The following is a 25,159-nucleotide window of genomic DNA, read 5'->3' on the forward strand; positions in this document are numbered from 1 at the left end:
AACGAGGGGCCCGGACTCCTCCGAAAAGGTGTCCGGGCCCCTCAGGTCCTGCTGGGTACCGCCAGCGCCTACTGGTTCTGGTTCTCACCGCGGTAGTACTCGTACACCCAGCCCCACAGGCCGATCAGGATGATCGGGGCCGAGAAGTACATGAGCCACCAGCCGAAGATGACGCCCATGAACGCGAGCGCGCCACCGATGCCCAGCGAGAGCGGCTGCCAGCTGTGCGGGGAGAAGAACCCCAGCTCGCCCGCCTCGTCGGCGACGTCGGCCTCCAGGTTGTCCTGGGCCATCTCGTCCACGCGCCGGGCCGTGAAGGCCAGGTAGTAGCCGATCATGGCGCTCAGGCCGAAGGCCAGCGCGAGAGCGGTGGTTCCGACCGGCTCCTTCGACCAGACGCCGTAGACGACGGTCATGATCAGGATGAAGACGGAGAGCCAGAGGAACATCTTGCCCTGGATCTTCACTTGCCGGCCTCCTTGCCACCGGTGACGGCCTTCGCCGGGGCGTGGTCCTCGAGGTGGTCGAGGGCCGCGATCTCCGGGTGGTGCAGGTCGAACGCCGGCGATTCACTGCGGATGCGCGGCAGGGTGAGGAAGTTGTGGCGCGGCGGCGGGCAGGAGGTCGCCCACTCGAGCGAACGGCCGTAGCCCCACGGGTCGTCGACCTCGATCTTCTTGCCGTACTTGGCGGTCTTCCAGACGTTGTACATGAACGGCAGGAAGGAGAGGCCGAGGACGAACGAGCTGATCGTCGAGATCGTGTTCAGCGTGGTGAAGCCGTCGGCGGCGAGGTAGTCCGCGTAACGACGCGGCATGCCCTCGGCGCCCAGCCAGTGCTGCACCAGGAAGGTGCCGTGGAAGCCGATGAACAGCGTCCAGAAGGTGATCTTGCCCAGGCGCTCGTCCAGCATCTTGCCCGTGAACTTCGGCCACCAGAAGTGGAAGCCGGCGAACATCGCGAACACCACGGTGCCGAAGACGACGTAGTGGAAGTGCGCGACGACGAAGTACGAGTCGGAGACGTGGAAGTCCATCGGGGGCGAGGCCAGGATGACGCCGGTCAGACCACCGAAGGTGAAGGTGACCAGGAAGCCGATCGTCCAGAGCATCGGGGTCTCGAAGGACAGCGAGCCCTTCCACATGGTGCCGATCCAGTTGAAGAACTTCACACCGGTCGGGACCGCGATCAGGAAGGTCATGAAGGAGAAGAACGGCAGCAGCACACCGCCGGTGACGTACATGTGGTGCGCCCACACGGTCACCGAGAGGCCGGCGATCGCGATCGTCGCTGCGATCAGGCCGATGTAGCCGAACATCGGCTTGCGGGAGAAGACCGGGATGATCTCGGAGACGATGCCGAAGAACGGTAGCGCGATGATGTACACCTCTGGGTGTCCGAAGAACCAGAAGAGGTGTTGCCACAGCAAGGCGCCGCCGTTGGACGCGTCGAAGACGTGTGCACCGAACTTGCGGTCGGCCTCCAGCGCGAAGAGCGCGGCGGCCAGGACCGGGAAGGCGAGCAGGACCAGGACACCGGTCAGCAGCACGTTCCAGGTGAAGATCGGCATGCGGAACATCGTCATGCCCGGAGCGCGCATGCAGATGATCGTGGTGATGAAGTTGACCGAGCCGAGGATCGTACCGAAGCCGGAGAAGGCCAGACCCATGATCCACATGTCGGCGCCGATGCCCGGGGAGCGGACGGCGTCGGACAGCGGGGAGTAGGCGAACCAGCCGAAGTCGGCCGCACCCGAGGGGGTGACGAAGCCGGCCACCGCGATGGTCGAGCCGAAGAGGTACAGCCAGTACGCGAACATGTTCAGCCGCGGGAACGCCACGTCGGGCGCGCCGATCTGCAGCGGCATGATCCAGTTGGCGAAACCGGCGAACAGCGGGGTCGCGAACATCAGCAGCATGATCGTGCCATGCATGGTGAACGCCTGGTTGAACTGCTCGTTCGACATGATCTGCGTACCCGGCCGGGCCAGCTCGGCGCGCATGAAGAGCGCCAGGATGCCGCCGATCAGGAAGAACACGAACGACGTGACCAGGTACATCGTGCCGATGGTCTTGTGGTCGGTGGTGGTGAGCCACTTCACGACCACGTTGCCCGGCTGCTTGCGCCGCACCGGCAGCTCGTTTTCATACGAGTCGGCGGCGGCACCCTGGGATTCGTTGAGGATGCTCACAGTTTGTTCACTTCCGCATTCCGGGCGGGGTCAGTCTGCTTGATGCCGGCCGGCAGGAAGCCGGTCTGCCCCTTCTCCGCGAGCTGCTTCAGGTGCGCCTTGTACTCCGCCGGGGAGACGACCTTCACGTTGAACAGCATGCGGGAGTGGTCGACACCGCAGAGCTCGGCACACTTGCCCATGAAGGTGCCTTCCTGGTTCGGGGTGACCTCGAAGACATTGGTGTGACCGGGGATGACGTCCTGCTTGAACAGGAAGGGCACCACCCAGAAGGAGTGGATGACGTCGTTCGACGACAGGATGAAGCGGACCTTCTCGCCCTTGGGCAGGTAGAGGGTCGGCCCCGGGTTGTTCGTGTCCGCGTTCCGGTCGCCGGGGACGCCCTTCTCGTAGACGCCCTCGGCGCCCGCGGGGAAGTCCTTGGTGAAGCGGTCCGGGAGGGAGGCGAGCTCCTTCGGAACCACACCCGCCTTCGGGGTCGCGGCGTCGCCGTCGACGTTCTCGACGTAGTTGAAGCCCCAGCTCCACTGGAAGCCGATCACGTTGATCGTGTGCGCCGGCTTGGAGAGGGTGAGCAGCTTCGACTCATCACGCGCGGTGAAGTAGAACAGCACCGAGACGATGATGAGCGGGACCACGGTGTACAGGGCCTCGATGGGCATGTTGTACCGGGTCTGCGCGGGGACCTCGATCTTCGTCCGGCTACGCCGGTGGAAGATGACGCTCCACAGGATCAGGCCCCACACCAGGATGCCCGTGACCAGAGCGGCTGCCCACGACCCCTGCCACAGGGACAGGATGCGAGGCGCCTCCTCCGTGACCGGATAGGGCATTCCGAGGCGGGGGAAGTCTTGCCAGTTGTACGAGCAACCAGTGGCGGTCGCCAGGACCACGCCCGCAGTCAGCGCCTGCAGCAGCTTCCGCCGCATCGGGCGCCGCGGCGAGCGGTCGGAGCCGTAGGGACTCACGTAGCGCCTTCCCGAGAGTCTCGGCCCGCGCGGCCGGCCGCGGCCGTGTTCGGGTCGGTCGCCGGCCCTGACGCAGGCAGGGGTTTGGATGTTTATGCGGACCAAACCCTACTGGACGCTATTTGAGGCCGCGCGGGGAGGGTGCCCAACGCGCCGCTACTGCCCCCGAAGGGATGGATCCGCCGTACGGGGGACGGGCCGTTCGGCCCTGAATGGCGGGCTCCGGACGGCTTCTGACGCCCCCTGAACCCGTCGCGACCTGGCGCGTTGCGCCCGCCCCGGCTCCGGGCCGGCCGCCCGCCCCGCCGTCCGCCCCCTCCACGGCCCGGCCCCCTCGGCCCCTGCCTTACGGTGGCCGGATGCCGTACTTCGACACCGCGTCCGCCGCCCCGCTGCACCCCGTGGCCCGGCAGGCGCTGCAGGCCGCACTGGACGAGGGCTGGGCGGATCCGGCCCGCCTCTACCGGGAGGGGCGGCGGGCCCGGCTGCTGCTCGACGCCGCGCGCGAGGCCGCGGCGGAGGCGGTGGGTTGTCGCGCCGACGAGCTCGCGTTCACTCCTTCGGGGACGCACGCGGTTCACGCGGGCGTCGCGGGGGCGCTGGCGGGGCGCCGCCGGGTCGGCGGCCATCTGGTCGTGTCGGCCGTCGAGCACAGCTCCGTGCTGCACGCCGCCGAGGCGCACGCGGCGGCCGGGGGGACGGTGACGGAGGTTCCGGTGGACCGGCTCGGCGCGGTGGCGCCCGCCGGTTACGCGTCCGCCCTGACCTCCACCACCGCTCTGGCCTGCCTCCAGTCGGCCAACCACGAGGTGGGCACGGTCCAGCCGGTGGCCGAGGTGGCCGAGGTCTGCGCGGCGGCGGGGGTGCCGCTGCTGGTCGACGCGGCGCAGTCGCTGGGCTGGGGCCCGGTGGAGGGCGCCTGGTCGGTGCTGGCCGCCAGCGCCCACAAGTGGGGCGGTCCGCCCGGGGTCGGCCTGCTGGCCGTCCGCAAGGGGGTCCGCTTCGCCCCCCAAGGCCCCGCGGACGAAAGGGAGTCGGGCCGCTCCCCCGGCTTCACGAACCTTCCGGCCGTCGTGGCGGCGGCGGCCTCCCTGCGGGCCGTACGGGCCGAGGCGGACGCGGAGGCGGCGCGGCTGCGGGTGCTGGTGGACCGGATCCGGCGGCGGGTGGCCCGGCTGGTGCCGGACGTGGAGGTGGTCGGCCACGCGGACCGGCGCCTGCCGCACCTGGTCACGTTCTCCTGCCTGTACGTCGACGGCGAGACCCTGCTGCACGAGCTGGACCGCGCGGGCTGGTCGGTCTCCTCGGGCTCCTCCTGCACCAGCTCCACGCTGACCCCCAGTCACGTGCTGCGGGCGATGGGGGTGCTGTCGGAGGGGAACGTGCGGGTGTCGCTGCCGCGCGGCACGACGGCGGAGGAGGTGAACGGCTTCCTGGAGGTGCTCCCGCGGGCGGTGGCCGGGGTGCGGGAGGAGCTGGGCGTGGCGGAGCCTGCCGCGTCCGCGACCCCGGTGGCGGAGGCGGTGGAGGTCGACGCCCTGGGGCTGCGCTGTCCGCAGCCGGTGATCGAGCTGGCCCGGGCGATCGGCACGGTGCCGGTCGGCGGGACGGTGACGGTCCTGTCGGACGACGAGGTGGCCCGGCTGGACATCCCGGCGTGGTGTGCGATGCGGGGCCACGCCTACCTGGGCGAGACCCCGCACGGCGCCGCCGTGGCCTACCGGGTCCGCCGGTCGGTGTGACGCCGGCGGGGCCGCGGCCCCGCCGGCGCCGTGGTGCGACGGGCGCGCGGCGCCCGTGCGCGGCTACGCCTCCAGGTGGGCGCGGACCTCGGCGGCGGCCGTCTCGCCGTACGCCTTGGTGAAGCGCTCCATGAAGTGGGCGCGGGCCAGCGTGTACTCCTGGGTGCCCAGGGTCTCGATCACGAGGGTGGCCAGCATGCAGCCCAGCTGCGCGGCCCGCTCCAGGCCGACGCCCCAGCCGAGACCCGTCAGGAAGCCGGCCCGGAACGCGTCGCCGACACCGGTGGGGTCGACCTTCGCCGTCTCCTCCGGGCAGCCGACCAGGATCGGCTCCTCGCCGGCCCGCTCGATCCGCACGCCCCGCGCGCCCAGGGTGGTGACCCGGGTGCCGACCTTGGCGAGGATCTCCTCGTCCGTCCAGCCGGACTTCGTCTCGATGAGGCCCTTCTCGTACTCGTTCGAGAAGAGGAACGTCGCACCGTCCATCAGGGTGCGGATGTTCTCGCCGTCCATCCGGGCGATCTGCTGCGAGAAGTCCGCGGCGAAGGGGATCGCGCGCGTACGGCACTCCTCGGTGTGGCGGAGCATCGCCTCGGGGTCGTCGGCGCCGATGAGGACCAGGTCCAGGCCGCCCACCCGGTCGGCGACGGCCTTCAGCTCGATCTGGCGGGCCTCGCTCATCGCACCGGTGTAGAAGGAGCCGATCTGGTTGTGGTCGGCGTCGGTGGTGCAGACGAAGCGCGCGGTGTGCAGCACCTCGGAGATCCGCACGGAGGCCGTGTCCACCCCGTGCCGGTCCAGCCAGGCGCGGTACTCGTCGAAGTCCGAGCCGGCCGCGCCGACGAGGATCGGGCGGCTGCCGAGCTGACCCATGCCGAAGCAGATGTTCGGGCCGACGCCGCCCCGCCGCACGTCGAGGTTGTCGACGAGGAAGGAGAGGGAGACCGTGTGGAGCTGGTCGGCGACGAACTGGTCGGCGAAGCGGCCCGGGAAGGTCATGAGGTGGTCGGTGGCGATGGAGCCGGTGACTGCGATGCGCACGGCGTGGATGCTCCTGCGGATGACGGCGGGTGACATTCAAAGCTACCCGGTCCCCGGCGCTTGGCCGAACGGCTGAAACTACCCCGTAGTAGGACTTCCTTCGCCCGATGTGGCGTGCCTACCGTGCCTCCATGACCTATACCGATGGTTTCGGTTACACCGAGTACACCGCCGGGGTGCGCCCCGGCTTCGCGCGGCTGCTGGGCGACTGCGCCCGGATGGCCCCGCACTGGGCCGTTCCGCCCGGACCCCGGCCCGTGCGGGTGGCTCCCTCCCAGATCCACGGGGTCAGCGTCCCGCCGGCCTCCGCCCGGCTGATCGCCGCCACGGCGGAGTACGGGGAGTAGGGGAAGGCTCCGGAAGAGGGGGAACCGGTTGCGCGGTCCGTGCGTCACACCCGCATCACGTACGGCGGGACACGCGAAGGAGCGAGCGGTGACCAGCGAAGAACCCGACACATCACGCGCCACACGACGGCGGCCGGCCTGGGCCATCGGCTCCATCGCCGCCGCCGTCCTGCTGGCCGGCGGCGGTACGGCCTACTGGGCGTCGACGGCGTACGGCGACGCCGCGGGCGGCGGCGGCCGTACGGGTGGGACCGCGGCCGTCGCCCCGCGCAGCTCCACGACGCCCCCCGGGCCCGGCATCGCTCCCGGCGAGCCGGATCCGAACGGCGGCGGGGTGACCTACCGGGCGGACGGCCCGCTCCCCCAGGCCCCGGCCTCCGCGCCCTCCTTCACCGCCTCGGGCGAGGTCGGCCCGGAGGAGGTGGCCCGGCTCGCGCAGGCCCTCGGGATCTCCGGCGCGCCCCGGCTCGTGGGTGAGCAGTGGCTGGCCGGCGAGTCCGCCGACGGCGCGGGGCCCCGGCTGACCGTCACCCGCAAGGCTCCCGGCACCTGGAGCTTCTCCCGCTTCCAGGCGGGCGGCACGGGCGACGACTGCGTGCGCGGCAAGGACACCTGCGGCCCGGCCACGCTCCCCCAGGAGGGCTCCGGCGTGGCGAAGCCGGCCGCCCCGCAGGGCTCCGGAACCGGGAACCCGGTCTCCGAGGAGGCCGCGAAGGCCGCCGCGGCCCCGGTGCTCGCGGGCGCCGGGCAGGGGGACGCGAAGGTGGACGCCCGCCTGGCGACGGGCTCGGTGCGGGTGGTGGTGGCCGACCCGGTGGTGGGCGGCCTGCCCACGCAGGGCTGGTCCAGCCGGATCACCGTCGGGGCGGACGGCCGGGTGGTGGCGGGCAGCGGCGAGCTGAAGGCCCCGGCCCGCGCGGGCGAGCAGCCGGTGATCGGGGCCGCGGAGGCGCTGGACCGCCTCAACGCGGCGGGCCGGGGCGGCGGCAGCGGCCCGGGCCCGAGCGGCTGCGCGACCTCGGTGCCGCTGACCCCGGACACCGCGACGGGGGCCACGGACACCCTGCCGTGCAACCCGGAGCCGCGCCCGGTCAAGCCGCCGCGGACGGAGAGCGTGAAGGGGGCCGTACTGGGGCTGGTCGCGGGGACGGTCGACGGCGGGCGGGGTCTCGTGCCGGCCTGGCTGTTCGAGGTGGCGGGCACGGACGGGAAGCCGGGCCGCACGGTGGTGCAGCCCGCGGCCCGGGACGAGGGCGCCACGACGGCGCCGGTGCCCCCGCAGGGCCGGACCGTGCCCGGGTTCTCGTACGCGCAGGCCGACCGGACGCTGACGGTGAACTTCTGGGGCGGGGTGTGCAGCACCTACGCGCTGGAGGCGCGGGAGGAGGCCGGCGCGGTGCTGGTGAAGATCACGGACACTCCGAACAAGCCCGGCCAGGCCTGCATCATGATCGCGAAGGAGATGTCCGTCACGGCGCCGCTCCAGCAGCCGCTGGGCGACCGCAAGGTGGTCGACGCGACGACGGGCAAGACCCTCCCCCGCCAGTAGGCACCGGGGGGAACCGGGCGGGAGCCCGGGCGGGAGACGAAGGACACACGGGCGAGGGCCCGGGCGCCGGTCGGATTCGACCGGGGCCCGGGCCCTCGTCGTGCGCGTTCAGCCGGGTTTAGCTGAAGGAGTCGCCGCAGGCGCAGGAGCCGGTGGCGTTCGGGTTGTCGATCGTGAAGCCCTGCTTCTCGATGGTGTCGACGAAGTCGATGGAGGCGCCGCCCAGGTAGGGGGCGCTCATGCGGTCGGTGACGACCTTGACGCCGTCGAAGTCCTTGACGACGTCACCGTCGAGGGAGCGCTCGTCGAAGAAGAGCTGGTAGCGCAGGCCGGAGCAGCCGCCGGGCTGGACGGCGACGCGCAGCGCCAGGTCGTCGCGGCCTTCCTGCTCGAGCAGGGTGCGGACCTTCTCGGCGGCGGCGTCGGACAGGAGGATGCCGTCGCTCACAGTGGTCTTGTCGTCCTGTACGGACATCTGCATTCACTCCCGAAGTGGGCGGCTCCCCGCCGGTGGCTGGGGAAACGTCGGACTCTTGCCGTCGGTGGCAACCAGCGGGACCGCGGTTTCATTCCGGGTCCGGCGCCTTGTTTCAGTTATTCATGCTCGCACACCCGTGGGGAGCGGTGGACCCCTTGCGGAGGGCTGCTGGAGTGCGCCGCTCCGGAGCGGGCGAATGCGTCACATCGACATTATCGCCATCGTCAAAGTGACGTGAAGCGGTTATGATAGATAACGTCATATAGACGAGAAGTCGAAGTGACGCCTTCGGAAGCCCTCTTCGGAAGGCACCTAGTCGCAGAACAGAAAGGGTGCGTGTCGTGACCACCGCCCAGCCCTTGGACGTCCAGCCGACGCCCCTTGCCCTGCTGCTGCTCGGCCGCGAGTCCGACCCCAAGAGCGAGCGCGGCGTGGAGTGCCCCGGCGACCTGCCCTCGCCCTCGGACCCGGACCTGGTGGCCCGCGCCCGCGCGGCCAAGGAGAAGCTCGGGGACAAGGTCTTCATCCTCGGGCACCACTACCAGCGTGACGAGGTCATCGAGTTCGCCGACGTCACCGGCGACTCCTTCAAGCTGGCCCGCGACGCGGCCGCCAAGCCGGAGGCCGAGTACATCGTCTTCTGCGGCGTCCACTTCATGGCCGAGTCCGCGGACATCCTGACCTCCGACGCCCAGAAGGTCGTCCTGCCCGACCTCGCGGCCGGCTGCTCGATGGCCGACATGGCCACCGCCGAGCAGGTCGCCGAGTGCTGGGACGTGCTCACCGAGGCCGGGATCGCCGACAGCACCGTGCCCGTCTCGTACATGAACTCCTCCGCCGACATCAAGGCCTTCACCGGCAAGCACGGCGGCACGATCTGCACCTCGTCGAACGCGAAGAAGGCCCTGGAATGGGCCTTCGAGCAGGGCGAGAAGGTGCTCTTCCTCCCCGACCAGCACCTGGGCCGCAACACCGCCGTCCGCGACATGGGCATGTCCCTGGACGACTGCGTGGTCTACAACCCGCACAAGCCGAACGGCGGGCTCACCGCCGAGGAGCTGCGCGGCGCGAAGATGATCCTGTGGCGCGGCCACTGCTCGGTCCACGGCCGGTTCAGCCTGGACTCGGTCAGGGACGTGCGCGAGCGGATCCCGGGCGTCAACGTGCTGGTGCACCCCGAGTGCAAGCACGAGGTCGTCGCGGCCGCCGACTACGTCGGCTCGACGGAGTACATCATCAAGGCGCTGGAGGCGGCCCCGGCCGGCTCCAAGTGGGCCATCGGCACGGAGCTGAACCTCGTGAAGCGGCTGGCGAACCGATTCGCCGCCGAGGACAAGGAAGTCGTCTTCCTCGACAAGACGGTCTGCTTCTGCTCGACGATGAACCGCATCGACCTCCCCCACCTGGTGTGGACCCTGGAGTCCCTGGCCGAGGGCAACCTCGTCAACCAGATCCAGGTCGACAAGGAGACCGAGAGCTTCGCCAAGCTCGCGCTGGAGCGCATGCTCGCCCTCCCGTAGGCGGCACGGACACGCACGAAGGGGCGCCCCCGGCCGGGGGCGCCCCTTCGGCGTTCACGGGATCAGACCGTCACCCGGTCCTCCTCCGGGGACGGGACCGCGGCCGGCTCCGCCCCGCGCTTGGCGGCGCGGCGCGCGCGGCGGCGCTCCTTGCGCAGCTCGATCGCCGTGTAGAGGGTCGGGACCAGCAGCAGCGTCAGCAGGGTGGAGCTGATCAGGCCGCCGATCACCACCACGGCGAGCGGCTGCGAGATGAACCCGCCCTCGCCCGTGACGCCCAGCGCCATCGGAAGCAGCGCGAAGATCGTCGCGAGGGCCGTCATCAGGATCGGGCGCAGGCGGTGGCGGCCGCCCTCGACGACCGCCTCGACCACGCCCAGGCCCTGCGCCCGGTACTGGTTGACCAGGTCGATCAGGACGATGGCGTTGGTCACCACGATGCCGATGAGCATCAGCATGCCGATCATCGCCGGAACGCCCATCGGCGTGCCGGTGGCGATGAGCAGGCCCAGCGCGCCGGTGGCGGCGAAGGGGATCGAGACCAGCAGGATCAGCGGCTGGACCAGCGAGCGGAACGTCGCGACCAGCAGCATGAAGACGATCGCGACGGCCGCGAGCATGGCCAGGCCCAGCGAACCGAAGGCGTCGTCCTGGTCCTGGGAGACGCCGCCGATGGAGGCCGTGGCCCCCGCGGGCAGATCCAGGGCCTTGAGCCTGGTCTGGAGCGCGGCGCTGACCGCGCCGGTGTTGTCGCCGACCGGCTTGGCGGTGATGGTGGCGGCGCGGGCACCGTCGATCCGGGTCATCGCGACCGGGCCGGGGACCTCCTTGACCTCGGCGATGTCGCCCAGCCTGGCCGGGCCGACGGGCAGGGCCTGGAGCTCGGCGAGGGTGGTGGCCGGGTGGGCGGAGCGGATGACGACGTCCCGCTCGGTGTCGTCCAGTACGGCCTTGCCCACCGGGTTGCCGCGGACGGCCTGGGCGACGAGCGCGCCCAGCGCGGCCTGGTTCAGGCCCGCCTCGGCGGTCTTCGGGGTGGCGGTGACCGAGATCCGGGGAACGGACTGGGCGAGGTCGCTCTGGACGTCGGTGACGTCCTTCAGCGTGGCCACCTCGGCGCGGACCTGCTCGGCGGCCTTGGCGAGGACGGCGCCGTCGCCAGCCTTGACGACCACGCTCAGGTTCTGGCCGCCGAAGCCGCCGCCCGCCGAGATGGAGGTGTCGCCGATGCCCCGGAGCTTGCCGAGGGCGTCCTGGATGCGCTGCTTGACGGCCTCGGAGTGGCCGGCGTCGTCCAGGGTGACCTGGTAGGAGGCCTGGTTGGAGCCGGTCCCGCCGCCGAAGGCCGCGAGGAAGCCGGAGGAGCCGACGGTGACCTGGTAGTCCTTGACGCCCTCGACGGAGGCCAGGGCCTGCTCCACCTTGCGGCTCGCCTCGTCGGAGGCGGCCAGCGAGGTGCCAGCGGGCAGCTCCTGCTTGACCGTCAGGACGTCCTGCTCACCCTGGTCGAAGAAGTTGGTCTTCAGCAGCGGGGTCATCCCGAAGGTGGCGACCAGGACGACGACCGCGATCGCGATGCTGGTCAGGCGGCGCCGGGTGGCGAAGCCCAGGACCCTCACGTACAGGCGCTGGAGGCGGCTCCTCGCCTCCTTCTCCTCCGCCTCGCGGCGGGCCAGCTCCGGGTCCTGCGAGGTCCCCTTGGGGGCGCGCAGGAACCAGTACGACAGGACCGGGACCACCGTCAGGGAGACCAGCAGCGAGGCCAGCAGGGCGGCGGTGACGGTCAGCGAGAAGGAGCCGAAGAGCTCGCCGACCATGCCGCCGACGAGGCCGATCGGCAGGAAGACGGCGACCGTGGTGAGCGTGGACGAGGTGACCGCGCCGGCCACCTCCTTGACGGCGGCGGTGATCGCGGCCTCGCGCTCCTCGCCGTAGCCGAGGTGGCGCTTGATGTTCTCCAGGACCACGATCGAGTCGTCGACGACCCGGCCGATGGCGATGGTGAGCGCGCCCAGCGTCAGCATGTTGAGCGACAGGTCGCGGGTCCACAGCACGATCAGGGCGAGGACCACGGACAGCGGGATGGACACCGCGGTGACCAGTGTCGAGCGGATCGAGGCCAGGAAGACCAGGATCACGATCACCGCGAAGACCAGGCCGAGCAGGCCCTCGGTGGTGAGGCCGGAGATGGAGCGGGCCACGGCCGGGCCCTGGTCGCTGACGACGGTCAGCGCGGCGCCGGAACCGAGCTGGGAGCGCAGCTCGGGGAGCTTGTCCTTGACGGCGTCGGAGATGGCGACGGCGCTGCCGTCCTTGTCCATCGTGAGGACCACGGCGAGGCTGGGCTTGCCGTCGGTGCGGGTGATGGAGTCGGCCCTGGCCGGCTCCTGCTTGACGGCGGCCACGTCGCCGAGGCGGACGACCTGCTTGCCGGGGCCCGCGGTCAGCCGGAGGTCCTCCAGCTGGGCGAGGGAGGTGTAGCCGGAGCCGACGCGGACGGTGCGGCTCTTGCCCTGCTCGTCGAAGGAGCCGGCGGGGACGGCCGCGCCGCCCGCCTTGAGGCCCTCGGCGAGGGCGGCGCCGTCGAGGCCGGCGGCGGCGAGCTTCGCGTTGTCGGGGGTGACGGTGACCTGGAGGTCGCGGACGCCCTCCACGCTGACCCGGCCGACGCCGTCGAGGTCCTCCAGGACGGGGACGACGGAGCGGTTCAGCTGGTCGGCGAGGGCCTGCTGGTCCTTGTCGGAGGTGACGGCGAGGACGACGGTCGGGATGTCGTCGGTGGAGCCGGCCACCACTTGCGGGTCCACCTCGGCGGGCAGCCGGACGCGGGCCCGGTTGACGGCCTGCTGGACGTCGGCGACGAGCTGCTTGGTGCCCTCGTCGCCGTAGTCGAAGGTGGCGCGGATGAGGGCGTTGCCCTCGCTGGCGGTGGAGGTGATGCCGGTGATGCCGTCGACGCCCTTGAGGGTGTTCTCGATCGGCTCGATGACCTGCTTCTCGACCACGTCGGGCGAGGCGCCCTGGTACGGCGCGAGCACGGAGACCATCGGCAGTTCGATGGACGGCAGCAGCTGCTGCTTGAGCTGCGGGACGGCTATGGCTCCGAAGAGCAGCGCGACGATCGACACGAGGCCGATCAGGGCTCTCTGGGCCAGGCTGAAACGGGACAGCCAGGACATGGGCGTGGGATCTCTCTGCAGTGACGAACGCGAAGGGTCCTCCAGCCTCGCCCACGCCGGGGAGCCCCGGCGTCGCCCCCAGGTCCCGTCCTTATGCTCCGCATACCGCGCCCGCAGTACTCCGCCCTACTGCGCGGCGCCCGTCCCGCGCCGGGAGGTCAGTCGGTGCGCGGGCGGACCAGGCCCGATTCGTAGGCGACGACCACCAGTTGGGCCCGGTCCCGGGCGCCGAGCTTGGCCATGGCCCGGTTGACGTGGGTCTTCACGGTCAGCGGGCTGACCTCCAGGCGGGCGGCGATGCCGTCGTTGGAGAGGCCCGCGGCCACCAGGACGAGGACCTCGCGCTCGCGTCCGGTGAGCGCGGCGAGCCGCTCGGCGTGGGCCGAGCCGGCGGCGGGGGCGTCGACGCCGCCGCCCTGGGCGAGGAAGCTGGCGATCAGCCCCTTGGTGGCGGCCGGGGAGAGCAGCGCCTCGCCGGCCGCCGCGACGCGGATGGCGTTGAGGAGCTCGTCGGGTTCGGCGCCCTTGCCGAGGAAGCCGGAGGCTCCGGCGCGCAGGGCCTGGACGACGTACTCGTCGACCTCGAAGGTGGTCAGCATGACGACCCGGACCCCGGAGAGCTCGGGGTCCTCGCTGATCATGCGGGTGGCGGCGAGGCCGTCGGTGCCGGGCATGCGGATGTCCATGAGCACGACGTCCGCCCGCGCCTCGCGGGCGAGGGCGTAGGCCTGGGCCCCGTCGGAGGCCTCCCCGACGACCCGCATGTCGGGCTCGGAGTCGACCAGCACCTTGAACGCGCTGCGCAGCAGCGCCTGGTCGTCGGCGAGCAGCACCTTGATGGGGGCGGCCCCGCCCCGCTCCTGAGCCCGGTTCTCGTCCACGCCCCGAGGGTACGCGGGCGGTGGGGCGCGGGATCAGCCGAGGGCGAGGACGACGAGGACGGCCGTGGCCGCCACCTCGCAGACGGCGCCGAAGACGTCGCCGGTGACCCCGTCGAAGCGGTGTACGCAGCGGCGCAGCAGGAGTTCGGCGGCGAGCAGCCCGGCGAGGACGGCCCCCGCGTGCCGGGCGGCGGCGGCCGGCCCCGCCGGGAGGGCGGCCAGGGCGGCGGCCGCCAGGACCAGGCCGGCCACCCGGGCGGCCGCGCGGTACGGGACCACGCCGGCGACCGCGGCGCCGAGCCCCTCGGGTCGGGCGGCGGGGACGCCCTGGCGGGAGGCCAGGGTCATGGCGAGCCGGGCGGTGACGGCGGCCGTCACGGCGGCGAGGGCGCCGCGTCCCCAGCCGTCGGCGTACGCGTCGGCGAGGGCGGCGACCTGGATCAGGAGGACGAACAGCAGGGAGATGACGCCGAAGGGGCCGATGTCGGACTGCTTCATGATCCGCAGGGCGTCCTCGGCGGGCTTGGCGCTGCCGAGACCGTCGGCGGTGTCGGCCAGGCCGTCCAGGTGGAGGCCGCGGGTCAGGGCCGCCGGGACGGCGACGGTCACGGCCGCGGCGAGCAGGGGGCCGCCGCCGAGGAGCAGCAGGAGCGTGCCGGGTACGGTGGCGAGCAGGCCGACGGCGAGGCCGGCGAGCGGGGCGCAGGCCATGCCGGTGCGGGCGGCGGGCCGGTCCCAGCGCGTGATGCGCGCGGGCAGGACGGTCAGCGTGCCGAAGGCGAAGCGGATCCCGTCGGCCAGCGGGGCGCGCTCCGAGGGCGGGAGCGGCGGTCGATCATCGGTCGAATCTGTCATCGGCGCGAACGCTACCCGCTTACGGTGGGCGGTAAATTGCTCATTACGTGTCAAATCGGGAGCGGGTGTCGTGGGTCACTGGTGGGAGCGCAACATCGTCGAGCCGGGCAAGCTCCCGCTGCTGCTCGCGCTGTTGTCGTTCGTGCTGTCGTTCCTGGTGACCCGGGTGATCACCCGGCTGATCCGGGCCGGCCGCGGGCCCTTCAAGAACATCACCCCGGGCGGTCTGCACGTCCACCACGTGGTCCCCGGCGTGGTCCTGGTGATCATCGGCGGGTTCGGGGCGGTGGGCAGCGGCGGGCACAGTTTCGGCGCGGGCCTGTCGGCCGTCCTCTTCGGGCTGGGCGCGGGGCTGGTGCTGGACGAGTTCGCGCTGATCCTGCACCTCGACGACGTCTACTGGAGCGAGCAGGGCCGCAAGAGCGTGGAGGTCGTCGTGCTGACGGCCGCGGTCGTCGCGCTCGTCCTGGGGGGCTTCCTGCCGTTCGGGGTCAACGAGCTGTCCCCCGAGGAGCGGCACAGCCGCGGGATCGTCGTCATGAACACCGCCACCAACTTCTTCCTGGCGCTGATCGCCCTGTGGAAGGGCAAACCCCGTACCGCGGTCTTCGGGACGGTGATCCCCTTCGTGGCGCTGATCGGCGCGGTCCGGCTGGCCCGGCCGGGGTCGCCGTACGCGAAGCGGTTCTACGCGAACCGGCCGCGCGCCCGCGCCAAGGCGGGGCTGCGGGCCTTCCACCACGACCGGCGCTGGGCCCGGCCGCGCCGCCGGTTCGAGAACTTCATCAGCGGGCTGTCCGATCCGGACCGGGAGCGGGAGCGCCCCCGCAGCCGCGGGAAGAGCGGCGGCGGGGGCGGTCCGGGGCACGGCTGCGGATGACGCGGAGGCTCCGCCCGCTGGCGGCGGGGGCGGACCCTCCGCGGTGTCGGTGTCCGGTGTGCGGGCGCGCTCAGCCCGGGATCAGGCCGCCGTCGCCGAGCATCTCCCGGACCTCCGCGAGCGTCGCGTCCGGCGCGGGCAGGATCAGCTCGGAGGGTTCCAGCGCGTCGTCGGGCAGCGGGGTGCCCAGGCGCCGCACCTCGTCGAGCAGGGCGACCAGCGTGCGCCGGAAGCCCGCCTCGTCGCCGGACTCCATCTCCGCGAGGAGTTCGTCGTCCAGCCTGTCGAGCCCGGTGACGTGGCTGTCGGCCACCTTCACCTGGCCCTCCCCCATGATGCGGACAATCATGACGGGCCCCTGTCCTCCTGCTAGGCGAAGTCCTGCCGCTGTGCGAAGTCCTACTGCTTGTCGAACCGGTGCTGGGTCTGCTGCGGCTGGGCGGTGCCCGGGGCGCCGCCCTCGATGGCCTGCTGCTGCGCGGACGGGCCGCCGGCCAGCTCCGCCTTCATCCGCTGGAGCTCCAGCTCGACGTCGGTCCCGCCGGAGAGGCGGTCGAGCTCGGCCTGGATGTCGTCCTTGGAGCCGAGGCCGCTCTGGTCGTCGAGGGCGCCGGAGGCCAGCAGCTCGTCGATCGCGCCGGCACGGGCCTGGAGCTGGGCGGTCTTGTCCTCGGCCCGCTGGATGGCCAGGCCGACGTCGCTCATCTCCTCGGAGATGCCGGAGAAGGACTCCGCGATCCGGGTCTGGGCCTGGGCGGCCGTGTAGGTGGCCTTGATGGTCTCCTTCTTCGTGCGGAAGGCGTCCACCTTGGCCTGGAGGCGCTGGGCGGCCAGCGTCAGCTTCTCCTCCTCGCCCTGGAGGGTCTGGTGCTGCACCTCCAGGTCGCTGACCTGCTGCTGGAGCGAGGACCGGCGGGACAGGGCCTCGCGGGCCAGGTCCTCGCGGCCCAGGGCGAGGGCCTTGCGGCCCTGGTCCTCCAGCTTGGCCGACTGGGTCTGGAGCTGGTTGAGCTGCAGCTCCAGGCGCTTGCGGGAGGTCGCCACGTCGGCCACGCCGCGGCGCACCTTCTGGAGCAGCTCCAGCTGCTTCTGGTACGAGTAGTCGAGGGTCTCGCGCGGGTCCTCGGCCCGGTCAAGGGCCTTGTTCGCCTTCGCGCGGAAGATCATCCCCATACGCTTCATGACACCGCTCATGGGCTTCGCGCGCCCCCTTCTAGACGGACTGTGCTCCAGGTCACCGACAGGACCCACAGTACGGGCCCTGCTTCCATTACCGCACTGTTCGAGTACGGATGCGCTCCTCCTCCAGGACGAGTACCCCGGCGCCGTATCAGGCGCAAGGAGTAGGTGATCCCCGAGGACCTCAGGAGCCTCGTACCGGGAAGACGCCCGCCGTTGCCGGATCGTTCCCCGCCGAGGTGGGCCGCCCGCCGTCGACCACGTAGGGTTGTGTCTGTGTTTGGTAGCCGCTCCTCCAAGGAAGAGAAGGCCGCCGCCACCGAAAAGGTGAGCGCCGACCTCTCGCAGCCCCGTGACCCGCAGGCCCCCAAGGGCCGCCCGACGCCGAAGCGCGCTGTGGCCCAGTCGCAGCGCAAGGCCGTCGTGGCCTCGACCGGCAACCGCAAGGAGGACGCCCGGCGGGCCCGCGAGCGCCGCCGGGAGGAGATGTCCCGGCAGCGCGAAGCGCTGGCCAACGGCGACGAGCGCTACCTGCCCGTCCGGGACAAGGGGCCCGTCCGCCGGTTCGTGCGCGACTTCGTGGACTCCCGCTTCTCGGTCGCCGAGCTGTTCCTGCCGCTGGCCGTGATCATCCTGGTCCTCAGCATGATCCGGGTCCCGTCGATCCAGAACATCGCGCTGCTGCTGTGGCTCGGCGTGATCGTCCTGATCATCCTCGACTCCATCGGCCTGGTCTTCCGGCTGCGCAAGGCGCTCAACGAGCGCTTCCCGAACGAGCCCCGCCGCGGCGCCATCGCCTACGGCCTGATGCGCACCCTCCAGATGCGCCGCCTGCGTCTGCCCAAGCCGCAGGTCAAGCGCGGGGAACGGCCCTGACCGGAGCGACGCCCGGATCATCTGGGGCGTCGAAGGGGGAGGGTTTCGCGGGGGGAGCCCGGCTGTGGCTCGAAGGACTGGGCGGACTGCGCAACGCCGTCCGCCAGGAGCTCGTCGGCCGGCAGGTCGAGGAGCAGATCACGCACCGCTTCCCGGTCGGGCAGCGGCTGCGCGTCCTCGACGTCGGCATGGGCCAGGGCACCCAGGCACTGCGCCTCGCCCGCGCCGGCCACATGGTCACCGGGCTGGAACAGGACGCCGCCATGCTCGCGGTCGCCCACGCGGCGCTGGCCGCCGAGCCGGCGGGGATCCGCGACCGGGTCGAGCTGATCGAGGGCGACGGCCGGGAGACGGGCGCGCACTTCGGCCCGGGCAGCTTCGACGTGGTGCTGTGCCACGGCGTACTGATGTACGTCTCCGAGCCGGACGCCATGCTCGCCGGGCTGGCCCGGATGCTGGCACCGGGCGGACTGCTGTCCCTGCTCGTGCGCAACGGGGACGCGCTCGCCCTGCGCCCGGGGATGTCCGGGGACTGGTCGGGGGCGCTGGACGCCTTCGACACCGTCGACTACACGAACCGGCTGGGCCTGGAGGTGCGGGCCGACCGGCTCGCCGACCTGACGGCCACCCTGTCGGGCATCGGCGCGCCGCTGCACACCTGGTACGGGGTACGGGTCTTCACCGACGGGACCGAGGCCGCGGCGGAGCTCCCGCCGGAGGAGGAGCTGGAGCGGCTCCTCGCCGCCGAGGAACGCGCCGGGCGCACCGATCCCTACCGGTCGGTGGCGGCGCTGCTGCACCTGTGCGGGGTGCGGGGCTGAGACGAACGCGAACCCCCGGGGGCAGCCCCCCGGGGGTTCCGTGCGCTCAGGCCTCCGCGGCCGCGCTCAGGCTCATCCGGTAGATCTCGGTCGCGTCCTCGAACAGGGTCACCCGTTCCGCGCCGCCGTCCAGGAGCTCCTTCCAGACCTCGCCGATCCAGGACTCCGCGTCCCCCTGCGTGGTGAACTCCTCCGGTTCCACCGCCGGGCTGGTCTCGCTGCCGTCGGCCGCCTCGAACCGCCACGTCCACGCCATGTCCGCCTCCGTTGCTCGTCCGCCACTCGTCATGAGTGTGCCCGCAGCGTAACCGGGCGCGCACCAGTACCGGCGAAGCGAGAGGATCTCCGTGTGGAACTCACTCTCCTCGGCACCGGCACCCCCGAGGGACTGCCCCGCCCCGGCTGTCCCTGCTCCGTCTGCGCCGTCTCCGTGGGCACCCGGTCGCGCGGCGCGACCTCCGTCCTCGTCGACAGCGCACTGCTCCTCGACCTCACCCCCGGGGCCGTGCTCGCCGGGGCCCGCGCCGGGCACTCGCTGGCCGGCGTGCGGCAGGTGCTGCTGACCCACCCGCACGACGGGCCGGCCGTCGAACTGCCGCCCGGGCTGCCCACCGCCGTACGCGTCCCGGACGGGCGCGAACTCGCGGTGATCAGCGGACACCGGGTGCGGGCCGTCGCCCTGGACGCGCCGGGCACCGGGTACGAGGTCACCGGCCCCGACGGCACCCGGCTGCTGTACCTGCCGCCCGGCGGGGCACCCGCAGGCACCGGCGGAATCCCCGCGCGGCACCCGTACGACGTGGTCCTCGCCGACGTCCTCGGCCGGCCGGAGACCCTGGCCCGGCTGCGTTCGACCGGCGCCGTCGGCCCCGCCACCGACGTGATCGCCGTCCACCTCGACCACGACACCCCGCCCGGCCGGGAGCTGGAGCGCCGCTGTGCCGCCGCCGGGGCCCGCGCCGTGCCCGACGGCACCACCGTGACGGCCGGCGAGTACCACGCGGTACCGGACGTGCCCCGCCGCACCCTGGTGCTGGGCGGGGCCCGCTCGGGCAAGTCCGTCGAGGCGGAGCGCCGCCTGGAGGCCTTCCCCGAGGTGACCTACGTCGCCACCGGCGGCACCCGCGACGGCGACGCCGACTGGGCGCAGCGCGTCGGCCTCCACCGCGAGCGCCGCCCCTCCGGCTGGCGGACGGCCGAGACCTGCGACCTGGTGCCGCTGCTGGAGCTCCCCGGAGCACCCCTGCTGATCGACTGCCTCGCCCTGTGGCTCACCGACGCCATGGACCGGGCCGGCGCCTGGGACGACGCCGTCTGGGCCGCAGACGGGCAGAAGCAGCTGCGCGAACGGACCGCGGAGCTGGTCGCGGCGGTCCGCGCGACCCGCCGCACCGTGGTGCTGGTGAGCAACGAGGTGGGCTCCGGGGTGGTCCCCGCGACCTCGTCCGGGCGGCGGTTCCGCGACGAGCTGGGACGCCTCAACAACGCCGTGGCGGGCGAGTGCGAACACGTCCTGCTGGTCGTCGCGGGGCAGGCCCTCGTACTCAAGGAGCAGCCGTCGTGACGGATCGACAGCCGCCCCCCGGAGGAGGGTCCGGACGGCTGTAATCTCTGGCAGATGACCACGCTGAATCTCGACGACTTCTCCGATCTGATCGAACGCCCCGACGGGGGCGTCCGACGTGACGCCGAGGAGCGTCGTGGGCGGCTGGCCGTACCGCCCGGCGCCCTGGGCCGGCTCGACGAGCTCGCCGAATGGCTGGCCGCCGCACAGGGCCGGGTACCGGTCAGGCCGATCGAGCGGCCGCGGGTCGTCCTGTTCGCCGCCGACCACGGCATCGCCGCGGGCGGCGTGTCCGCCCGGCCCGCGGGCAGCGCCCACGCGCTGGTGCGCGCGGTGCTCGACGGGACCAGCCCGGTCTCGATCCTGGCCGAGCGCTTCGGCGCGGGCGTCCGCGTCGTCGACGCGGGCCTCGACTGCGACCCCGGGCTGCTGCCCGAGGACGTGGTCCGCCACCGCGTACGGCGCGGCAGCGGACGCATCGACGTCGAGGACGCCCTCACCACCGAGGAGGCCGAGGCCGCACTGAAGCTCGGCATCCGCATCGCCGACGAGGAAGCCGACTCCGGGACCGACCTGGTCGTCCTCGGCGACCTCAGCGTGGGCGGCACCACCGTCGCCGCCACCCTGGTCGCCGCCCTGTGCGGCACCGACGCCTCCGTGGTCACCGGCCGCGGCGGCCTGCCCATCGACGACCTGGCCTGGATGCGCAAGTGCGCCGCCATCCGCGACTCGCTGCGCCGCGCCCGCCCGGTGCTCGGCGACCAGACGGCGCTGCTGGCGGCGGTCGGCGGCGCGGACGTCGCCGCCATCACCGGCTTCCTGCTCCAGTGCGCGGTGCGCCGCACCCCGGTCATCCTCGACGGGGTCGTCTCCGCGGCCTGCGGTCTGGTGGCCCAGCGGGCCGCCTTCCGCGCCCCGGACTGGTGGCTGGCGGGACAGAGCAGCGGGGAGCCGGGCCAGGCGAAGGCACTGGACCGGATGGCACTCAACCCCGTGCTCGACCACGGCGTCACAGTGGGGGAGGGAACCGGAGCCCTGCTGGCGCTCCCCCTGGTCCAGGCCGCCGCCGCGCTCGCCGCGGAACTCCCGGTGCAGGCAGCCGGAGAGAAGCCGACGGACCAGAAGACGGACTGAAAGTACCGGGCACCACGGGCCTGACCAGTCCGCAGTGCTCGTACGGCCTGCGGACCGGTGACGCCCATATCATCGCGTTTCATGGGAGAGGTCCGCTTGACCAGCGTAGAAACCGACCGGAACAGCCTCGATCAGGCTTCCGGCAAGGGTTCCAACAACAAGAAGGAGCAGGGAGGGGAAGCAGCCGCGAAGCCGGAGACCCGCAGGGGCAGCCCGCGCTCGCGACGCAGCGCCGCCTTCGCGGTCTGGTACCTCCGGGCCGTCACCTTCGTCAACTTCCTCAGTGCGGTGTGGCTCTCGCTCGGGCAGGACCTGCGCCGGCACAACACCGCCGACTTCTACACCCCGTACCTGCTGACGGCCGGCTTCGCCTCCGGCCTGTTCTCGCTGCTGCTCGCGGTCACCATGGGCCGGCGCAAGCGGGCCGCCTGGATCCTGAACCTGGTGGTCAGCGGCATGCTGCTGCTGGCGTTCGCGGTCGCCGCCTTCGCCCCGTGCACCGGCGGCGAGTTCAGCCTGTGCTACCCCGAGTTCCGCGACCACGCGCAGAACTGGGTCTCCCTCGTCCTGACCGCGGCCTTCGTCGGCGCCCTGCTGGTGGGCCGCCACGAGTTCTACGCCAAGGGCGACCGCTCCAACCCCAGGCTGGCCACCGCCGTCGCCGCCGTCGGCCTGCTCCTCACCTCGCTGGTCGCCGCCCTCCTCGTCGGCGCCACCAACACCGACCCGGACCGGGCCGACGCCACGTTCCTGGCCCGCTGGCGGTACGGCGTGATGCGGCTGATCACCCTGGCTCCCGACGACAAGGCGTACAACGCGATCACCACCCCCGCCTGGGTGGACGTGTTCATCAACGTCATGTCGATGCTGCTGCTGCTCGCCGTGCTCTTCGCCGCCTTCCGCTCGCGCCGCGCCGTCGACCCGCTCACCCCCGAGGACGAGGAGCGGCTGCGGGCCCTGCTCGCCAAGCAGGGCGACCGCGACTCGCTCGGCTACTTCGCGCTGCGCCGCGAGAAGTCCGTCATCTGGTCCCCCACCGGCAAGGCCGCCGTCACCTACCGCGTCGTCGGCGGGGTCTCGCTCGCCTCCGGCGACCCCATCGGCGACCCCGAGGCCTGGCCGGGCGCCATCGAGCCCTGGCTGGCCGAAGCCCGCGAGCACGGCTGGGTCCCGGCCGTGATGGGCGCCTCCGAGGAAGCCGGGCAGATCTACGCCCGGCACGGGCTGGACGCCCTGGAACTGGGCGACGAGGCCATCGTCGAGACCGACGAGTTCACGCTGGAGGGCCGCGCCATGCGCACCGTCCGGCAGGCCTACAACCGCGTCAAGCGCGCCGGCTACACCGTCCGCATCCGCCGCCACGCCGACATCCCGGCCGAGGAGATGGCCGTCCTGCTCCAGCGCGCCGACGACTGGCGCGACGGCGCGACCGAACGCGGCTTCTCCATGGCCCTGGGCCGCCTGGGCGACCCCGACGACGGCCAGTGCGTGATGCTGGAGTGCACCGACGGCACCGGCGACCTGCGCGCCGTGCTGTCCTTCGTGCCGTGGGGCCCCAAGGGCCTGTCCCTGGACCTGATGCGCCGTGACCGGGACTCCGAGAACGGCCTGATGGAGTTCATGGTCATCGAACTCCTGGAGCGCTCGAAGGAGATCGGCGTCACACAGGTCTCACTGAACTTCGCGATGTTCCGCTCCGTCTTCGAGCGGGGGTCCAAGCTCGGCGCGGGTCCGGTGCTGCGCATGTGGCGCTCGCTGCTGAGCTTCTTCTCCCGCTGGTGGCAGATCGAGTCCCTCTACCGGGCCAACGCCAAATACCGCCCGATCTGGGAGCCGCGGTTCATGCTCTTCGAGAAGAGTTCCGACCTGCTGCGCATCGGAATCGCGGCGGGCCGGGCCGAGGGCTTCCTGGAGGCGCCCGGCCTGCCGAAGTGGCTGCACCGCAGACATCTGGAGACGATTCGTTGACGTCGTGGACGACGGCCTCACCGCGGCGGTTCGCCCGCCGCGAGTGGGGCCCCCTGTTCTGGACCCTCAGGGACGCACTCGTCCGCGACACGTGGCGGGCCGTCCCGATGACCATCGGCGCGGTCTGCCTCACCTCGGTCTTCCAGATCGTGCAGAACACGCCCTGGGGCTTCCAGCCCGTCCAGAACCTCGGGTCCGTCAAGGCCGTCGACCCCCTGTGGCTCGCGCTGCTGCGCACCCCGCTCTCCCTCTTCGTCCCCGCCCTCGACCTGCCCGTGTGGGGGGCGCTCGCACAGATCCTGCTGGTCTTCGGGATCGCCGAGATCTGCATCGGCTGGTGGCGCACCCTGCTGATCGGCTACGTCGCCACCCTCGCCGGCACCACCTACGCCCGCATCGGGCTCTCGCTGGGCCCCGACCACCCCTTCGGCCTGCCGGTCACCGACCGCGTCGTCAACGACACCGGCCCCTCGGCCGCCGTGGTGGGCCTGGCCATCTACGTCTGCTGGCGCTACCGCGCCTACTTCACCGGCACCCTCGTGATCCTCGTGATGATCGGGGAGGTCCTCGTCAAGGACAACCTCGCCGGCAAGGAGCACCTGGCGGCCATCGCCGCCGTCATGGCCGTGTGCGTGGCCCGCGCCAAGTGGGGACCGCCCCGCTCCCGCGCCCCGCTGGGCCACCGCGCCCCTCCCCCGTCCCGCACCCCCGGTCCGGCCTGAGCCCTGCCGGCGGTGCGCGAGCCCGTACCGTATCCGGGTGACCACAGACCTCGGACCCGGGCCCTTCCCCACCGGGCGGCAGTGGATGCGGGCCCACCCGCTCGCCACCGACGCCGTGCTGGCGCTCGGGGCACTGGTCGCCATGGTCCTCGGCTCCTTCGTCGACCCGCACGGCCCGCTCGGCCCCACCTTCCGCACCCGCGCCCCCGAACCGGTCTCCCTGCTGCTGATGGTGCTCGGCGCGGCCGCCCTCGTCTTCCGGCGCCGCCGGCCGCGCAGCGTGCTCGCCGTCACCTGCGCGCTGACCCTCGTGGAACTGGCCACCGGCGAACCGCGGGCACCCGTCGCGATGAGCGCCGTGATCGCCCTGTACACCGTGGCCTCCCGCACCGACCGGCCCACCACCTGGCGCACCGGCCTGCTGACGATGGCGGGCCTGACCGGCGTGGCGATGCTGGCCGGGCCGCTCCCCTGGTACGCGCAGGAGAACATCGGCATCTTCGCCTGGACCGGGATGGCCGCGGCCGCCGGAGACGCGGTACGCAGCCGCCGGGCCTTCGTCGACGCCATCCGGGAACGGGCCGAACGCGCCGAACGCACCCGCGAGGAGGAGGCCCGGCGGCGGGTCGCGGAGGAGCGGCTGCGCATCGCCCGGGACCTGCACGACGTGGTGGCCCACCACATCGCCCTGGTCAACGTGCAGGCGGGCGTGGCCGCGCACGTCATGGACAAGCGGCCCGACCAGGCCAAGGAGGCCCTGGCCCACGTACGGGACGCCAGCCGGTCGGCGCTGAACGAGCTGCGCGCCACGGTCGGCCTGCTGCGGCAGTCCGGTGACCCGGAGGCACCGACGGAGCCGGCGCCGGGGCTGGCCGTACTGGACGAACTGCTGGACACCTTCCGGCACGCCGGTCTTCCGGTGGAGGCCACCGTCCAGCTGGGAACGGGCACGGACCCGCTGCCCGCCGCCGTCGACCTGGCGGCGTACCGGGTGGTCCAGGAGGCGCTGACCAACGTCCGCAAACACGCGGGCCCGGGGGCCCGCGCCCAGGTCAGCGTGGTCCGGGTGGGCGCCTCGGTGGAGGTGACCGTACTGGACGACGGCGGCGACTCGGCGGACTCCTCCCCCGCCCAGGGCGACCCGGGCGGCGGCCACGGCCTCCTCGGCATGCGCGAACGCGCGGGCGCCCTGGGCGGCTCCTGCTTCACGGGCCCCCGCTACGGGGGCGGATACCGGGTCCACGCCATCCTGCCGGTGTGAGGG

General features: G+C 72.4%; 23 protein-coding genes. 12 read left to right on the forward strand and 11 right to left on the reverse strand.

Translation table 11 applies throughout. The features are described from left to right. Window positions 1–68: 68 nt before the first annotated feature. Genes AB0469_RS19745 through coxB form a run of 3 tightly spaced genes read right to left on the reverse strand, consistent with a single transcriptional unit; the run spans window position 69 to window position 3,159 of the window. Window positions 69–467: a cytochrome c oxidase subunit 4 gene (locus tag AB0469_RS19745; protein ID WP_042813651.1), complete on the reverse strand. Its 399-nt coding sequence runs from the start codon at window positions 465–467 to the stop codon at window positions 69–71. After that, window positions 464–2,191, reverse strand: coding sequence for a cytochrome c oxidase subunit I (ctaD, locus tag AB0469_RS19750; RefSeq protein WP_366452690.1), 1,728 nt, complete (start codon window positions 2,189–2,191; stop codon window positions 464–466). Before ctaD ends, AB0469_RS19745 begins: the two co-directional genes overlap by 4 nt. Further along, on the reverse strand, window positions 2,188–3,159 hold the full coding sequence (gene coxB / locus AB0469_RS19755) for a cytochrome c oxidase subunit II (protein WP_366452691.1): 972 nt from the start codon (window positions 3,157–3,159) through the stop codon (window positions 2,188–2,190). The genes ctaD and coxB overlap by 4 nt, the downstream gene beginning before the upstream one ends. A gap of 359 nt (window positions 3,160–3,518) precedes the next feature. Between coxB and AB0469_RS19760 the strand changes: the two genes are divergently transcribed. Next, window positions 3,519–4,901, forward strand: a complete 1,383-nt coding sequence (locus AB0469_RS19760) for an aminotransferase class V-fold PLP-dependent enzyme (protein WP_366452692.1) — start codon at window positions 3,519–3,521, stop codon at window positions 4,899–4,901. 63 nt (window positions 4,902–4,964) lie between these two features. On the opposite strand, the gene AB0469_RS19765 is transcribed toward AB0469_RS19760, so the two are convergent. After that, window positions 4,965–5,942: a carbohydrate kinase family protein gene (locus AB0469_RS19765; protein ID WP_366452693.1), complete on the reverse strand. Its 978-nt coding sequence runs from the start codon at window positions 5,940–5,942 to the stop codon at window positions 4,965–4,967. A 131-nt stretch (window positions 5,943–6,073) separates the two neighbouring features. On the opposite strand from AB0469_RS19765, the gene AB0469_RS19770 reads away from it, so the two are divergent. Both AB0469_RS19770 and AB0469_RS19775 read left to right on the forward strand, forming a co-directional pair. Beyond that, a complete protein-coding gene (locus AB0469_RS19770; protein ID WP_366452694.1) occupies window positions 6,074–6,289 on the forward strand; it encodes a hypothetical protein in 216 nt (71 codons plus the stop codon). Window positions 6,290–6,377: 88 nt separating this feature from the next. Beyond that, window positions 6,378–7,838, forward strand: a complete 1,461-nt coding sequence (locus tag AB0469_RS19775) for a hypothetical protein (RefSeq protein WP_366452695.1) — start codon at window positions 6,378–6,380, stop codon at window positions 7,836–7,838. A gap of 118 nt (window positions 7,839–7,956) precedes the next feature. On the opposite strand, the gene AB0469_RS19780 is transcribed toward AB0469_RS19775, so the two are convergent. Next, on the reverse strand, window positions 7,957–8,313 hold the full coding sequence (locus AB0469_RS19780) for an iron-sulfur cluster assembly accessory protein (protein WP_030029080.1): 357 nt from the start codon (window positions 8,311–8,313) through the stop codon (window positions 7,957–7,959). A 335-nt stretch (window positions 8,314–8,648) separates the two neighbouring features. Between AB0469_RS19780 and nadA the strand changes: the two genes are divergently transcribed. Next, entirely contained in the window at window positions 8,649–9,836 is a 1,188-nt protein-coding gene (nadA, locus tag AB0469_RS19785) for a quinolinate synthase NadA (RefSeq protein ID WP_366452696.1), read from the forward strand. 62 nt (window positions 9,837–9,898) lie between these two features. On the opposite strand, the gene AB0469_RS19790 is transcribed toward nadA, so the two are convergent. The 3 genes from AB0469_RS19790 to AB0469_RS19800 form a co-directional block, all read right to left on the reverse strand. Then, window positions 9,899–13,015, reverse strand: a complete 3,117-nt coding sequence (locus tag AB0469_RS19790; protein ID WP_366452697.1) for an efflux RND transporter permease subunit — start codon at window positions 13,013–13,015, stop codon at window positions 9,899–9,901. A 158-nt stretch (window positions 13,016–13,173) separates the two neighbouring features. Next, window positions 13,174–13,896 (reverse strand): response regulator transcription factor, encoded by a 723-nt coding sequence (locus AB0469_RS19795; RefSeq protein WP_366452698.1) that lies wholly within the window; start codon window positions 13,894–13,896, stop codon window positions 13,174–13,176. A 33-nt stretch (window positions 13,897–13,929) separates the two neighbouring features. Beyond that, window positions 13,930–14,751: an adenosylcobinamide-GDP ribazoletransferase gene (locus tag AB0469_RS19800; RefSeq protein WP_366452699.1), complete on the reverse strand. Its 822-nt coding sequence runs from the start codon at window positions 14,749–14,751 to the stop codon at window positions 13,930–13,932. A 70-nt stretch (window positions 14,752–14,821) separates the two neighbouring features. Between AB0469_RS19800 and AB0469_RS19805 the strand changes: the two genes are divergently transcribed. Beyond that, window positions 14,822–15,631, forward strand: coding sequence for a hypothetical protein (locus AB0469_RS19805; RefSeq protein ID WP_366452700.1), 810 nt, complete (start codon window positions 14,822–14,824; stop codon window positions 15,629–15,631). Between the two features lie 70 nt (window positions 15,632–15,701). On the opposite strand, the gene AB0469_RS19810 is transcribed toward AB0469_RS19805, so the two are convergent. Next, a complete protein-coding gene (locus tag AB0469_RS19810; protein WP_366452701.1) occupies window positions 15,702–15,980 on the reverse strand; it encodes a hypothetical protein in 279 nt (92 codons plus the stop codon). A 50-nt stretch (window positions 15,981–16,030) separates the two neighbouring features. After that, complete coding sequence (locus tag AB0469_RS19815) at window positions 16,031–16,825, reverse strand: PspA/IM30 family protein (RefSeq protein ID WP_366452702.1); 795 nt, start codon at window positions 16,823–16,825, stop codon at window positions 16,031–16,033. 261 nt (window positions 16,826–17,086) lie between these two features. Here AB0469_RS19815 and AB0469_RS19820 point away from each other — a divergent pair, with 261 nt between their 5' ends. Together AB0469_RS19820 and AB0469_RS19825 are read left to right on the forward strand one after the other, a co-directional pair. Continuing rightward, window positions 17,087–17,686 (forward strand): DUF3043 domain-containing protein, encoded by a 600-nt coding sequence (locus AB0469_RS19820; protein ID WP_366452703.1) that lies wholly within the window; start codon window positions 17,087–17,089, stop codon window positions 17,684–17,686. A gap of 77 nt (window positions 17,687–17,763) precedes the next feature. Continuing rightward, on the forward strand, window positions 17,764–18,507 hold the full coding sequence (locus AB0469_RS19825) for a class I SAM-dependent methyltransferase (protein WP_366452833.1): 744 nt from the start codon (window positions 17,764–17,766) through the stop codon (window positions 18,505–18,507). Between the two features lie 46 nt (window positions 18,508–18,553). Here AB0469_RS19825 and AB0469_RS19830 read toward each other — a convergent pair whose 3' ends face one another. Further along, window positions 18,554–18,763, reverse strand: a complete 210-nt coding sequence (locus tag AB0469_RS19830; RefSeq protein ID WP_366452704.1) for a hypothetical protein — start codon at window positions 18,761–18,763, stop codon at window positions 18,554–18,556. A gap of 93 nt (window positions 18,764–18,856) precedes the next feature. On the opposite strand from AB0469_RS19830, the gene AB0469_RS19835 reads away from it, so the two are divergent. The 5 genes from AB0469_RS19835 to AB0469_RS19855 all read left to right on the forward strand — a co-directional run bounded on the left by AB0469_RS19835 (window position 18,857) and on the right by AB0469_RS19855 (window position 25,156). Continuing rightward, complete coding sequence (locus AB0469_RS19835; RefSeq protein WP_366452705.1) at window positions 18,857–20,071, forward strand: bifunctional adenosylcobinamide kinase/adenosylcobinamide-phosphate guanylyltransferase; 1,215 nt, start codon at window positions 18,857–18,859, stop codon at window positions 20,069–20,071. A gap of 54 nt (window positions 20,072–20,125) precedes the next feature. After that, entirely contained in the window at window positions 20,126–21,205 is a 1,080-nt protein-coding gene (gene cobT, locus AB0469_RS19840) for a nicotinate-nucleotide--dimethylbenzimidazole phosphoribosyltransferase (protein WP_366452706.1), read from the forward strand. Window positions 21,206–21,286: 81 nt separating this feature from the next. Further along, window positions 21,287–23,173: a phosphatidylglycerol lysyltransferase domain-containing protein gene (locus AB0469_RS19845; RefSeq protein ID WP_366452707.1), complete on the forward strand. Its 1,887-nt coding sequence runs from the start codon at window positions 21,287–21,289 to the stop codon at window positions 23,171–23,173. Continuing rightward, a complete protein-coding gene (locus AB0469_RS19850; RefSeq protein ID WP_366452708.1) occupies window positions 23,170–23,895 on the forward strand; it encodes a hypothetical protein in 726 nt (241 codons plus the stop codon). Before AB0469_RS19845 ends, AB0469_RS19850 begins: the two co-directional genes overlap by 4 nt. A gap of 85 nt (window positions 23,896–23,980) precedes the next feature. Then, a complete protein-coding gene (locus tag AB0469_RS19855) occupies window positions 23,981–25,156 on the forward strand; it encodes a histidine kinase (protein ID WP_366452834.1) in 1,176 nt (391 codons plus the stop codon). Window positions 25,157–25,159: the final 3 nt, after the last annotated feature.

The sequence above is a fragment of the Streptomyces sp. NPDC093801 genome, from assembly GCF_040701585.1.
GTDB lineage: Bacteria > Actinomycetota > Actinomycetes > Streptomycetales > Streptomycetaceae > Streptomyces.